Annotated in this window: 14 protein-coding genes; 9 read left to right on the forward strand and 5 right to left on the reverse strand. The window is 46.3% G+C overall.

What is annotated here, in order from left to right; translation table 11 throughout:
* Window positions 1-99 precede the first annotated feature (99 nt).
* The 3 genes from tgt to B5D42_RS03470 all read left to right on the forward strand — a co-directional run bounded on the left by tgt (window position 100) and on the right by B5D42_RS03470 (window position 3899).
* On the forward strand, window positions 100-1242 hold the full coding sequence (gene tgt / locus B5D42_RS03460) for a tRNA guanosine(34) transglycosylase Tgt (RefSeq protein WP_078830062.1): 1143 nt from the start codon (window positions 100-102) through the stop codon (window positions 1240-1242).
* A 107-nt stretch (window positions 1243-1349) separates the two neighbouring features.
* Entirely contained in the window at window positions 1350-2441 is a 1092-nt protein-coding gene (locus B5D42_RS03465; protein ID WP_078830063.1) for an LptF/LptG family permease, read from the forward strand.
* 135 nt (window positions 2442-2576) lie between these two features.
* Window positions 2577-3899, forward strand: a complete 1323-nt coding sequence (locus B5D42_RS03470; RefSeq protein WP_078830064.1) for a citrate (Si)-synthase, eukaryotic — start codon at window positions 2577-2579, stop codon at window positions 3897-3899.
* Between the two features lie 228 nt (window positions 3900-4127).
* On the opposite strand, the gene B5D42_RS03475 is transcribed toward B5D42_RS03470, so the two are convergent.
* Together B5D42_RS03475 and B5D42_RS03480 are read right to left on the reverse strand one after the other, a co-directional pair.
* Window positions 4128-4667 carry a cupin domain-containing protein gene (locus B5D42_RS03475; RefSeq protein ID WP_078830065.1) on the reverse strand — a complete coding sequence of 180 codons (540 nt, stop codon included), beginning with the start codon at window positions 4665-4667 and terminating at the stop codon, window positions 4128-4130.
* 35 nt (window positions 4668-4702) lie between these two features.
* Entirely contained in the window at window positions 4703-4891 is a 189-nt protein-coding gene (locus tag B5D42_RS03480; RefSeq protein WP_078830066.1) for a hypothetical protein, read from the reverse strand.
* A gap of 286 nt (window positions 4892-5177) precedes the next feature.
* On the opposite strand from B5D42_RS03480, the gene B5D42_RS03485 reads away from it, so the two are divergent.
* Together B5D42_RS03485 and B5D42_RS03490 are read left to right on the forward strand one after the other, a co-directional pair.
* On the forward strand, window positions 5178-5585 hold the full coding sequence (locus tag B5D42_RS03485; RefSeq protein WP_078830067.1) for a response regulator: 408 nt from the start codon (window positions 5178-5180) through the stop codon (window positions 5583-5585).
* A complete protein-coding gene (locus B5D42_RS03490; RefSeq protein WP_078830068.1) occupies window positions 5572-5811 on the forward strand; it encodes a hypothetical protein in 240 nt (79 codons plus the stop codon). Before B5D42_RS03485 ends, B5D42_RS03490 begins: the two co-directional genes overlap by 14 nt.
* A gap of 14 nt (window positions 5812-5825) precedes the next feature.
* Here B5D42_RS03490 and B5D42_RS03495 read toward each other — a convergent pair whose 3' ends face one another.
* From B5D42_RS03495 to B5D42_RS03505, 3 genes are all read right to left on the reverse strand, one after another.
* On the reverse strand, window positions 5826-6044 hold the full coding sequence (locus B5D42_RS03495; protein WP_078830069.1) for a helix-turn-helix domain-containing protein: 219 nt from the start codon (window positions 6042-6044) through the stop codon (window positions 5826-5828).
* Between the two features lie 51 nt (window positions 6045-6095).
* Window positions 6096-6296: a hypothetical protein gene (locus tag B5D42_RS03500; RefSeq protein WP_078830070.1), complete on the reverse strand. Its 201-nt coding sequence runs from the start codon at window positions 6294-6296 to the stop codon at window positions 6096-6098.
* Window positions 6297-6551: 255 nt separating this feature from the next.
* Entirely contained in the window at window positions 6552-7685 is a 1134-nt protein-coding gene (locus B5D42_RS03505; RefSeq protein WP_078830071.1) for a sensor histidine kinase, read from the reverse strand.
* A 458-nt stretch (window positions 7686-8143) separates the two neighbouring features.
* Between B5D42_RS03505 and B5D42_RS03510 the strand changes: the two genes are divergently transcribed.
* From B5D42_RS03510 to kdpB, 4 genes are all read left to right on the forward strand, one after another.
* Entirely contained in the window at window positions 8144-9484 is a 1341-nt protein-coding gene (locus tag B5D42_RS03510; RefSeq protein ID WP_078830072.1) for a sigma-54-dependent transcriptional regulator, read from the forward strand.
* A gap of 315 nt (window positions 9485-9799) precedes the next feature.
* The gene (locus tag B5D42_RS18210; protein ID WP_078830477.1) at window positions 9800-9877 is read left to right on the forward strand and encodes a potassium-transporting ATPase subunit F; all 78 of its coding nucleotides are present in this window, start codon (window positions 9800-9802) and stop codon (window positions 9875-9877) included.
* A 3-nt stretch (window positions 9878-9880) separates the two neighbouring features.
* Window positions 9881-11581 carry a potassium-transporting ATPase subunit KdpA gene (kdpA, locus tag B5D42_RS03520; protein WP_078830073.1) on the forward strand — a complete coding sequence of 567 codons (1701 nt, stop codon included), beginning with the start codon at window positions 9881-9883 and terminating at the stop codon, window positions 11579-11581.
* Between the two features lie 11 nt (window positions 11582-11592).
* Window positions 11593-13638, forward strand: coding sequence for a potassium-transporting ATPase subunit KdpB (kdpB, locus tag B5D42_RS03525; protein ID WP_217698780.1), 2046 nt, complete (start codon window positions 11593-11595; stop codon window positions 13636-13638).
* Window positions 13639-13648 lie beyond the last annotated feature (10 nt).

Consider the following 13648-nt stretch of genomic DNA (forward strand, 5'->3'; position numbering starts at 1 on the left):
ATCGCAAAAGTAAGGACAAGCAATAACAAAAAGGAATCCGCCACCGGAATTTGGATCACCGGCCTGCCAATAGCCAAATGAAACGTATTTTTGCCGCTTATGGCAGCATTAACTTTTGAGCTCCAGGCCTCCGGGTTACAGGGGAGCAAGGCAAGAGCAGGGAAGATCCGGACGGATCACGGGGAAATACTCACGCCCATTTTTATGCCCGTGGGCACGGTAGGCAGCGTAAAAGCCGTTACACAGCAGCAACTGAAACAGGATATCAACGCACAGATCATACTGGGGAATACCTATCACCTTTACCTGCGTCCGGGTATAGAAGTGCTGGAAGCGGCGGGGGGACTGCATCGCTTTAACGGGTGGGACAGGCCGATCCTGACCGACAGTGGCGGTTACCAGGTATTTTCACTGGCTGCCAACCGTAAGATCAAAGAAGAGGGGGTGATGTTCCAGTCGCATATAGATGGCAGCCGTCATCTTTTCACACCAGAGTATGTGATGGATATACAGCGGGCTATCGGCGCGGATATTATTATGGCGTTCGATGAATGTCCGCCTTACCCCAGCGATTATTCGTATGCCCGTAAAAGTATGGATCTGACGCATCGCTGGCTCAACAGGTGTTTTGAGCAACTGGCGCGGACGGAAGATAAATATGGTTATACACAGAACCTTTTCCCGATCGTACAGGGAAGTACCTATAAAGATCTCCGGAAAGCTTCCTGCGAATTTGTGGCAGAGAAGAATGCGGTGGGCAATGCCATCGGCGGACTGAGCGTAGGCGAACCGGAAGAAATGATGTATGAGTTCACAGAGCTTTGTGCCGAGAACCTGCCGGCAGACAAGCCCCGTTACCTGATGGGGGTTGGTACACCCTGGAATATCCTGGAAGGGATCGACAGGGGAATCGATATGTTCGATTGTGTGATGCCAACCCGCAATGGCCGTAACGGCATGTTGTTTACCACACAGGGCTTAGTCAATATCAGGAACAAGAAATGGGCGGCCGATTTTTCACCGATCGATCCGGGGTTGCCCAATGAAATGAGCCAGTATTATACAAAAGCATACCTGCGTCACCTGTTTGTGGCCGATGAAATACTCGGATTGCAGCTGGCCAGTATCCAGAACCTGTCATTCTACCTGTGGCTGGTAACTACAGCCCGCGGGCATATCCTGGCCGGCGATTTCAGTTCCTGGAAACAGGAAATGATACCGATATTGAAACAACGGCTGTAATATTCCGGGCTTTTTTTATCAAATAATTATCACAGCCGGCAGGCCGAAGCGCCAGACGGCTATTGCCTATTGCAGCCCCGGGCGTATATTTGCCCGGATAATCTTCCATGAAGCAACTCGACAGGTACATACTGAAAAAATTCCTCACCACGTTTTTCTTTTCGATATTCCTGTTTGCCGTGATCGCTATTGTAGTGGACGTAAGCGAGAAAACGGAAGATTTCGGCCGGTCCGGCCTCGGCATCAAACGCATCATTACGGATTATTATTACGGTTTTGTACCGCATATCATAGCATTGCTTTTTCCCTTATTCGTATTCATTGCGGTAATTTTCTTCACTTCCAAAATGGCGGGTAAGAGCGAGATCATTGCCATTCTTGCCAGCGGAACTTCCTATGGCCGCTGGCTCAGGCCTTACTGGATCGGAGGAATTTTCCTGGCGGTGATCCTGTGGTTTGCCAACCAGTATGTAGTACCACGCGCCAATAAAATCCGCGGAGCGTTTGAGGCCAATTATATAGACCGTAATTCTACGTATAACGCATTACTGAATACCAGCAGTAATATTTACCTGCGTATCGATTCATTCACCTATGCAGGGATCTATTCGTATGATACACTTTCCAAAAGAGGCGGACCTATGTTCCTTTATAAAGTGAAACAAGGTAAAGTAGTTGAAAATAAACGGGCTGATGTGATCCAGTGGGATACAGCCACACGCAAATGGAAGCTGGAATCAGTGATCGATCGGAAAATAGACGTGTTAAAAGAACATATTACTTTAACTTCTACCGAAGTGGAAGGTTTCAGTTTCAAACCGCTTGATCTGAGTCGGGATAAATACACCAAAGATAAACTTACCACACCTGAACTCGACAGGTTCATCGCCCTGGAAGAGCTGCGGGGATCAGAAGGATTGAACGACCTTAAAGTTGAACGATACCGCCGTGACGCCACTTCTGTAACTGTACTGCTGTTAACACTGATCGGGGCCATCATCGCAGGGCGTAAAGTGCGCGGAGGCAGCGGTGTGCACCTGGCTGTAGGCTTTATGATAGCGGCACTGTTCATCATCACCGATCGTTTTTCTACCATTTTTTCAACAAAAGGGAACCTGCCGCCACTGATTGCCGCATGGATCCCTAACCTGATCTTCGTTTTTGTAGTTATTTACCTTTACAGGAAGGCACCCAAGTAATTTATCCGCTTAATTTACACAAGCTTTACGCTATTTGTTTTGCTGCAAACCTAAGTTGCTTTACCTTTAGCCGTCAAACTGAAACCTTCGTGAGCGGATGCAGTAAAGATTGCTATTAAACAAAAAAAATCAGTCATGGGAATTATTAAAGAGCGGTTCAAAGCCAAAGCCGATGCATCGAATGCAGAGATCAAAGAGTTGCTGAAGGAGCACGGAAACAAGAAAATAGGTGAAGTTACTTTGTCGCAGGCATACCAGGGAATGAGAGGTATCACAGGACTTGTAACCGAAACAAGCCTGCTGGATGCGCAGGAGGGTATCCGGTTCAGAGGTTATTCCATACCGGAATTGCAGGATAAACTTCCAAAAGCTCCCGGTGGCGGCGAACCTTTACCCGAAGGTCTGTTCTACCTGATGCTCGTAGGTGAATTACCAAACGAAGAAGATGTAAACCATCTGACCAGTGTATGGCAGCGCCGCAGTCATGTTCCTAACTATGTATTCGCAACCATCGACGCCTTACCTGTAAGTACACACCCCATGACCATGTTTGTTACCGGTGTGATGGCGCTCCAGACCGAAAGCAATTTTGCCAAAGAATACGCGAAGGGTATCAATAAAAAAGATTACTGGAACTCTGTGTACGATGATGCGATGGATCTCATTGCCCGTCTGCCCAGAATTGCAGCTTATATCTACCGCAGAAAATACAAGAACAACGAACATATCCAGCCGAACGGTCTGCTCGACTGGGCCGGTAACCTGGCACATATGATGGGTTATGAAGACGAAAGCTTCAAAGAGCTGATGCGTTTATACATGACCATTCATGCTGATCACGAAGGCGGAAACGTATCAGCACACACTACTCACCTGGTAGGTTCTGCACTGAGCGATCCTTTCCTGAGTTATGCAGCGGGAATGAACGGCCTGGCTGGTCCGCTGCACGGCCTGGCTAACCAGGAAGTGATCAAGTGGATCTTTGAAATGCAGCAGGAACTGGGTACCGATGCTCCTACCAAAGAACAGATCGCTGATTATGTACAGAAAACCCTTTCTTCCGGTAAAGTAGTACCAGGTTACGGGCATGCAGTACTCCGTAAAACAGACCCGCGTTTTACCGCGCAGATGGAATTCGGTAAAAAGCATATGCCGGATGACAAACTGGTGAACACTGTATGGAACATATATGAAACTGTACCTCCTATTTTACAGTCGCTCGGAAAGATCAAGAACCCATGGCCAAATGTAGATGCACACAGTGGTGCACTGCTGGTGCATTATGGCATGGTAGAATATGAATTCTATACCGTTCTCTTTGCTGTAAGCCGTGCATTGGGCGTATTGGCCAGTCTTTGCTGGGACAGGGCCCTCGGCTTCCCGCTCGAAAGGCCGAAATCTGTTACCACAGAATCTGTGAAACAGTGGCTGGAAGGAAAAGCAGAAATATGGGAATAAAAATAGTAAGTTCAAATAATAAGATCCGTCATGTTTAACATGGCGGATTTTTTATATATGGTATTCCCGAAGCATTTGTCAGTCATTGCTGGCCGCTGCCTCATTAAGTAACATAGATCTGTCCGGTCGGATAAGCTTTTAATACGCCAGCTGCAGGTAAATTAATGCAAGTTCTGCCGGCAGCCTGCTAATCCTGGATCCAATGGTCATTAATTTATGGAATGTTGCTTATAGTGAATGGTGCGCAATGTGCATATTTCTCCATATGGCACAGATGCCCTGGTCTTCGCCCAGCAGAGGATCGGCTGCAGGAAGATCAACTGCAGCAATTCGCTGGTCGGCAGCAGGTCGCTCGCCTGCTTCGCCTGTATGGATATCATAATCTTTTCCATCCGGGTATGCGGTAATGCAGCAGGCATCTTTTTCCCGGCCCATATTCCTGTGTGCAACTCCTGCAGGAATGACCAGGATATCTCCTTTATGCACTACGATCTGTTTGCCATTCTCACCGCCAAGCAATACAAAGGTTTTTCCTTTGTAAACACCGATCACTTCGTGTGTATTGCTGTGATAATGATGGTAAGTAAAGATGCCGCCATCCTGCTGGTTACTCCAGCCATTCATATTGAAAAGCTTGCCCAGCTGGTGCGCAGGCCTGAAAAAGGAAAGCTCAATAGCGTTACGGTAATGAACAACAGGCAGTGTACTGTTTGGAAAAATGCCGTTGTCCTGTAACTGATAGGTATGTGTTTCCATTTGTTGTTTCATAAAGTCAAATACATGCACTGTATCTGAATGCAGATTTATTGATGGGAAGATTTGGCTTTGTCTTTATTATGATCTGGTTTGTTTGCATCCTGGCGGGCACCTGTAACAATCGCATCATTGGTTTTCTTTTCAGGTGATTCGGTTTTCTTGTTGGGATCTCCGAATGTTTCTTTTGACGGCTCAGAACCAAATTTTGCATGGTTGGTTTTATTGCTGCTTTTCATGATTGTTATTTATTTACAGGTGCAGCAAAAACCATTCGTATGTTCACTGTAGATCGCATTCCCCAATACTCAGCAACGTGTAAACACGGAATAATATAATTGGCTGGCATTGCTTAAACGGGTACCTTTATAGTGTTACATTGATAGTAATTATCTAAGTCTTCCCTGCCTCCGGGTAGCGTTTACCTACATAATTTTCCTTTTCACTATCTTTTTTCCGGAACATCAGCCTTGGCATTATACGAAGTCGGTATACGCATTTATTAATTACCGGAAAATCCATCTTATGAAAAAGCATGTATTGCTTATCGACGATGATAAGGATGAAATGATCATTCTGTCTGCCGCCTTACAGGATACGGGCCTCAGCTACAAATGCACCTGGGCGCAGGGTGTTGACCATGCATTGAAAATGCTGGCATACATGAAACCCGATCTGATCTTTATCGACCTGAATATGCCGCTGCGCAACGGAATAGATGGTATTTCCAGCATCAGGCAAAACGGACATCTGCATGAAGTTCCCATTATTCTTTATTCAAACAATATTGATGATTCAGTTGATCTTGCCATGCATGCAGGTGCAGACCTGTGTGTGAAGAAACCAATATCAATCAATGAGATCTCGGCACTGCTTTTAAACGTGTTTGGCCATCTTGATACAACGCAAAGAGTGTCGTATGAATTACCTTGATAACGATATACAGGACCTGCCGTTCAGTAATGAATTGAAGGCTGCCTGTGCAGAAAAGAATATCGGGAGTCTGAAAGAACTTCTGACCATGCCCATCGAAAGAATGGTGCGCGAACAATGGTTCACCGCAAAGATGCTGGAAGAATTACAGCAATTTGTAACGAAGAGTCATATCATCCTTCCGGGTGCAAAGAAAGGAAGAGGCGATGGTGATGGGACTGAATAAGTTGAATGCGAGATTCATTTCAGCAACTGCGCAGGCGTTGTATCGAGTGCAATGGAAAGTTGCAATAATGTCATAATGGTGATATTAATAGTGCCTTTTTCTATCTTGGATATCTTGCTGTTATCGATACCACATCGCTCAGACATATCGCGCAGTGTCCAGCCTTTTTTCTCACGCAGACGCCTGATATTACCACCCAGTTTCTGCAATACAACAGCTTCTTTTAATTCCATAGGAAAAAGATACGCCAAAATGCAATTATCTTTTTCCTGCGGTTCGATCTTTTATGAATCACGTTTCTTTTTTACATAGCTGTTAACAAGAAAATAGGTCCTTATTCTGCCCTTGATCGCACCTAATTCTTCCGCAGCCCGTAAGACTTCCTCGCGGGTAACATTGTACTTCTTTTCAATTTCCTGGAAGAACGATTCCAGGCCTTCATAAATGGCATTACGTTTCTGCCCACTTTTTTGCCTGATTGCCATGATGATAGTTTAATTGATTGACTTTTAGGTATTTACAACGGAAGCACGGCTAGCGTTATAAACGAAAATATCTCTTGCGAATATGTAATGTCAGACAGCAGAACGCGGCCGGAACCCAGTTGATACAACAAGAATTAAAATAGCATACCAGTAAAAAATGAGAAATTTTTGTGGAAATTTTATGCTTAATGTTTACTTATTTCCTCAACAAAAACGGCACGCGATTTGCGGACTTTTTAAACCGCATAAAATTTCTCAGTTTTTTTCAAGGTAACAACGAAAAATACTTCCTTCCCCCGGCTTTCCTTCGGCTTTTATGAAACCACCATGCAGCTCTGCGATCTTTTTGCAAAGTGCGAGTCCGACCCCTTTACCCGGAAATTTTGTCTTGTCGATTTTCATGAATGCACGGAATATATCGCTGGCGTAAACCTGGTTGAAGCCGATACCGTTATCTGCAAAATTCAATGCCAGGTAAACCGATGATTTTACCACCTGTTTATACAGTAGTTCTTCCCAGGACACATATTCAGTGGTGATATTGATCATTGGCTTATTTCCCGGCATCTGGAATGTGATGGCATTCATGATCAGGTGCTGGAACAATTGAACCAGCATCATTTTGTTACCTCTGTAAACAGGCAGATGTGTGGCATTTATTGAAGCCCCGGAAAGCTCAATAGCTTCTGCCAGCCTTTTTCTGCAGCAGGCAAGCACTTCATTCAGATCTGTTTCAGCAAGTATCGTATTCCTGTTGATATCTGCCTGGTAGGAGATTGTATCTTCTGCCAGCAGCCGCATCTTCTGCAGGGCGGCCTGTATCAGCCGGAAATTATTCCTGCCCCCGGCAGATAATTTTGTTTTTTCATCTGTCAGCAAATGTTCCACACTGGTATAGATACTCTGCATGGGATCCATAAAATCATGACATATAAGATGCGTCAAGGCATTGATCTGGGCGGTCTTCCTTTTTAGTTCCTGGTTCTTTTCTGCAATAGCAGCATTCTGTTCTGCCAGTTCTGCTTCCAGCCTGGAGGCCTGGGAAATATCACGCACTACCAGCATGATACTGTCGACAATGTCATCTTTTTGTTTAACAGGAATATAGTATAAGTCATAGTGCCCTGCGCCATAAATGGTTTCGGCAGGTACGGAAACCGGTATTCCCATTCTGACTTTTTCCAGCGCGGTAACCGATGGCTCATGCAAAGCTATGGAAGGCAATACGGCAGTCAGGTGTTTGCCTAATGTGTCGGCTTCGGGAATACCCGTAAGCATTTCTATCCGATCATTCCATAGCTGGACATTGCAGCCGGGGTCGAGTACAATGACCCCATCTGTGAGGATATTGATCGTATCAATAGCAAGTGGTTGTTTTGCTTCAGGCATACAGATACTCTTAAGCGTTAAAAGATAGTAGACGTATTACTTTTTGCGATCTTAAAAGTCTGCAACAAAAATGAACTATTTTTTCTGAGTTGACAAAGAAAAACTGATGTAATGCCTGTGAATAAAGGTATCTGTCTGATTATGAGGGTGTTTGCTTCTGCTGCGTCAGCAGCCATTTTCGCCTGCGCCTTCTTCTGCGTTTAATAGTTCTACCAGAACGAAAATGAATATCTGCGATATTGCCGATAAGGAATATTTGTTTCAGATTTCAATACGTCAGTAGTGCAATGCATATGGACAAGAATCTATGCGGTAAAACTGCCTGGAAATATAAAGAACCAATGTGCAAATGGTTAAAGTTGCAGTTTGAGTTTTCACGATCACCCGCCTCTTTAAATTATATTTCTCCGGATCGGCGAATTATATACTTATTTTGTTGAACAAAAGCCCCTGCAAACATGTCTGCCCGGATATTAATCATAGACGATGAGGAAGCGCTCCGTAAGCTGCTCTCCCGGATCATTGGCCTGGAGGGCTTTGTTGTAAAAGAGGCCGCAAGTCTTGATGCAGCACTGACTATACTTCACCGGAATGAGATCGATGTGGTGCTTTGCGATGTGAAACTTCCGGATGGAAGCGGTGTGGCATTCGTAAAAGAGCTGAAGAAACGCTTTCCGCAGGCTGAATGTATCCTGCTGACGGCATACGGAAACATCAGTGACGGCGTGCTTGCTATTAAAAACGGTGCTTTTGATTATATCACGAAAGGAAATGATAATGATCGTATCATCCCGCTGCTGCACCAGGCCGCTGACAGGGTTGCTGAAAACAGGAAAGCAGCTGTTGGTATCAAAGATCTGAGCAATAAAGGGTTCGATGCTATCATCGGGAAAGGGCCGCAGGTAACTATGGCTTTATCACTGGCCCGGAAAATTGCACCAACCGATGTGAATGTATTACTGCTTGGCGAAACCGGCACCGGTAAGGAAGTTTTTGCAGGTGCGATCCATTCAGGCAGCAAAAGGGCAGACAAACCTTTTATCGCCATCAATTGCAGTGCCTTCAGCAGAGACCTGCTCGAAGGGGAATTGTTCGGGCATAAGGCCGGAGCCTATACAGGTGCAGTAAAAGACAAGAAAGGAATTATACAGCTGGCAGATAAAGGAACTTTATTTCTTGATGAGATCGGTGAAATGGATGCCGGCTTACAGGCAAAATTACTGCGGGTGCTGGAGAACGGCGAGTTTATCAGGCTCGGTGATGAAAAGCCGACACGCGTGGATGTCCGTTTTATCGCAGCAACCAACCGCAATCTTGAAAAAGAGATCGCTGAGGGGCATTTCAGGGAAGACCTGTTTTACCGCCTCAATGGTTTTTCCATTTCACTGCCGCCATTACGCGACCGTACGGAAGACATCGCAGCATTGGCCGGTTATTTCCTGCAGCGCTATGCACAGAAAGAACAGCAGCCGGTGAAACAGCTTCATCCTGATACACTTCATTTGCTGAAACAAAACAAATGGAAAGGTAATATTCGCGAGCTGAAAAACGTGATGGAACGGGCGGCCATTCTCACAGACGGAAACGAGATACTGCCATCGCACCTGCCTTATGAGATCCAGGTCGCCAATACAGATCAGTCCAATAACCTTTCTCTTGCCGGAGTGGAGAAAAAGCATATCAGTAAAGTGCTGCAATATACCGGCGGTAATAAAACACGCACCGCCGAATTACTCGGCATCGGATTAACAACCCTGTATCGCAAAATGGAAGAATACCAGCTGGTAATTCCCAAATAGCTCCCACGTTTATTCTCTTATTGGTTATTCTGAAGCACCATTAGGGCGCTGCTACCTTTCAAAATGAAAAAGAACCCTTTCAAAATGAAAAGGTATTACCCAAGGCCGGAATTCTGGCCGTAGAAACACATTTCTCTGTAATCCTTTATATACAGGTGTTTCAGGCTTATTTTAACGCCCCACTCAGATTCCGGCACCTCCATTGCCTGATTCCTGAAAACCTTTTATGCTAACAATATTTCTGCTGCTCACCGGGATTGCCGGCTTCATCCTATTCTTCCGCGCGATCCGCTGGTTCGAAAAAATCTGACAAATATGCTATACCTGTTCATTGTAGCCATACTGGTCTTTATGTACCTGTGCTACGTATTGATTAAACCCGAAAAATTCTAAAAGATGAATGCTGAAATAACCGGCATCGTTCTGATGTTCCTGGGAACTATTCTCCTGGCTGTTCCGCTTGGAAAATATATCGGGAAAGTGTATGCCGGCGAACGTACCTGGACAGACCGCTTCTTCAATCCTTTTGATAAAATGATCTTCAGGCTGTCCGGAATCAATCCAGACAAAAACATGAACTGGAAGCAGAACCTGGCCGCATTGCTGACGATCAATCTTGCCTGGTTCTTTTTCTCCATGCTGGTACTGATGAATATGAGCCGGCTCCCGCTGAATCCCGATGCCAATCCTTCCATGAGCGCAGACCTTGCATTCAATACCACGGTCAGCTTTGTAAGTAATACCAATCTGCAGCACTACAGCGGCGAAACAGGTGTTTCTTACCTGGGGCAAATGGTACTGATGTTATTCCAGTTCATCAGCGCGGGCGCAGGGATGGCTGCCTGTGCAATCGTTTTCTTTGCCATGCGCGAAAAAGCAACGCCGCATAACAGCAACTTCTATAACTATTTCGTGAAAAGCTGTACACGCGTTTTGCTGCCCTTGTCGCTGATCCTTGCCGTGATCCTGCTGTTCAACGGAACACCGATGACTTTCAAAGGAAAGAGTGAGTATGTATCTCTGCAGGGAGATACTGTACAGGTAGCCCGCGGTCCTTCTGCAGCTATGATCGCCATCAAACAACTTGGCACCAATGGTGGCGGTTTCTTCGGTGCCAACTCGGCACATCCGTTGGAGAATCCGAATTATATTACCAACATGGCGGAAAATATGAGCATTTTCCTGATCCCGGTGGCCATGCTCTTTGCGCTTGGATACATTATACGCAGAAAACGTTTTGCATGGATGGTTTTCGGGGTAATGACGATTGGTTTTCTCCTCCTGTTATTACCGGCAGTCTATTATGAAATGAAAGGAAACCCTGCCCTGCAGCAACTCGGAATTGCGCAGCCGCATGGCAGTATGGAGGGAAAAGAAATCCGTTTCGGTTCCGCAGCTTCTGCGTTCTGGGCTATCACAACTACCTGCACTTCCAATGGCTCGGTGAATGCCATGCATGATAGCCTTACACCTCTTTCAGGAATGTTTGCCATGCTGGGCATGATGATCAATGCTTTTTATGGCGGCGTTGGCGTAGGTTTCCTGAATTTTTATGTATTCATGATCATCGCCGTATTCATCAGCGGGCTGATGGTAGGCAGAACGCCGGAATTCCTGGGGCGGAAAATAGAAGCCAGGGAAATGAAGATAGCAGCGATCATTGCTTTATTACATCCGCTACTCATACTCACAGGAACGGCATTATCGTCCTATTTCTATGTGCATCATCCCGGAGCTGCCGCAGGCTGGCTGAACAATACCGGCAGCCATGGTTTCAGTGAAATGCTTTACGAGTACACTTCTTCCGCAGCCAATAACGGGAGCGGCTTTGAGGGTTTGGGCGATAATACGCAGTTCTGGAATATCAGTTGCGGTATTGTTATGCTGCTCTCACGTTTCATGCCGATTATAGGCCCCGTTGCCATAGCAGGTATACTCGCGGCAAAAAAATACACCCCTGAATCTGCAGGAACGCTCCGGACAGACACAGGTACATTCGGGATCATGGTATTCGCTGTGATCTTCATTGTGGCCGCGCTGAGTTTTTTCCCGGCACTGGCACTGGGACCGATCGCTGAATTTTTTGGAATGAAATAAAACGAATGTATATGCCGAAAATCAATGAACATATGATTCTTACTGATAAAAGACTGTTACTGACTGCGATGGTGCAATCTTTCGCCAAATTGAATCCGCGTAGCATGTTCCGTAACCCGGTCATGTTTACGGTATGGATCAGTACGCTGATCATGATCGGGGTTTGTATCTGGATAGGTGCCGGAGACGTTTCACAGGGTAGTCTCGTGTATAACCTGCTGATCACAATCATTCTTTTAATAACCCTGCTCTTCGCCAACTTTGCAGAAGCTATTGCAGAGGCAAGAGGTAAAGCGCAGGCTGATTCGCTTCGCAAAACCAGAGAAGAGACGCCGGCAAAACAGGTTCTCGCAGTTGGCGAAATGTTTGTTGGCGAGATAAAACTGGTTGCATCATCCATGCTCCGAAAGGGAGATGTTTTCTTGTGCGAAGCTGGAGATATTATTCCGATGGACGGAGAGATCATCGAAGGAGTCGCCACGATTGACGAGTCAGCGATCACAGGCGAATCTGCACCGGTGATCCGTGAGGCAGGCGGCGATAAATCATCTGTTACCGGCGGAACCAAAGTGCTTTCAGACAGCATAAAAGTGCGGGTGACAACCGAGCCCGGCGAATCATTCCTCGATAAAATGATCGCGCTGGTAGAGGGCGCTTCCCGCCAGAAAACGCCCAATGAGATCGCGCTGACCATTTTACTCGCCAGTTTTACGCTGGTCTTCATCATAGTATGTGTTACGCTCAAACCTTTTGGCGACTATGCGGGCACGCCGGTTACGATTGCAGCTTTTATAGCACTTTTTGTATGTCTTATTCCAACGACGATCGGAGGGTTGTTGTCGGCAATAGGTATTGCAGGAATGGACAGGGCGTTGCGTGCCAACGTGATCACGAAGAGCGGTAAAGCGGTGGAGACAGCGGGAGATCTTGATACACTGCTGCTCGATAAAACCGGCACGATCACTATTGGTAACCGTAAAGCAACCCGTTTCCATGGAATTCCGGGTATTGATGAATCAAGACTAATCAGGGCAGTAGTACTTGCATCGCTTGCAGATGAAACGCCCGAAGGGAAATCCATCCTTGAGCTTGCGGGAGCAACAGTACACACGTATCAGATAAAAGATCCGGTATTTATCCCATTCACTGCAGAAACCCGTAGTTCCGGTGTAGACCTGGCGGGAATAAGAATCCGTAAGGGCGCGGCAGATGCGATCCGGTTGCTGGTTACAAAAGCCGGTCATTACTTCCCGGTAGAAGCCGAAGAGCATGTACGGGCGATCGCAGGCAGCGGCGGTACGCCATTGGTGGTAAGCGAAAACGAAACAGTACTGGGCGTGGTGGAGCTGCAGGATATCATTAAACCCGGCATCCGCGAACGTTTTGAACGTTTACGCAGAATGGGTGTGAAGACGGTGATGGTAACGGGCGATAATCCGCTTACGGCAAAATATATAGCAGCAAAAGCTGGTGTAGATGATTATATCGCAGAAGCCAGGCCGGAAGATAAAATGAACTATATCAAAAAAGAACAACAGTCCGGCAAACTGGTAGCCATGATGGGTGATGGCACAAACGATGCGCCCGCACTGGCCCAGGCCGATGTTGGCGTAGCTATGAACAGTGGCACCGCTGCAGCTAAGGAAGCCGGCAATATGGTTGATCTCGACAACGATCCCACAAAACTGATAGAGATCGTGGAGATTGGTAAACAATTGCTGATGACACGTGGCACACTCACTACTTTTTCCATTGCCAACGACGTAGCAAAATATTTCGCGATCGTGCCCGCCTTATTCATCAGTTCGCTGCCGGCCTTGCAAGGACTGAATATTATGAACCTTCACAGTCCCGAAAGTGCGATCCTCTCAGCCATCATATTCAATGCGATCATCATTCCGCTTCTCATACCGCTGGCTTTGCGTGGGGTAAGCTATAAACCGGTAGGTGCAGGCGCATTGCTCAGGCGTAACCTGCTGGTCTATGGCCTGGGTGGTATTCTCGTTCCATTCGCAGGAATTAAACTGATCGATCTGCTCATCAGCAACTGGTTCTGAATTTTAAATC

This window comes from Sediminibacterium ginsengisoli (assembly GCF_900167075.1).
Lineage (GTDB): Bacteria > Bacteroidota > Bacteroidia > Chitinophagales > Chitinophagaceae > Sediminibacterium > Sediminibacterium ginsengisoli.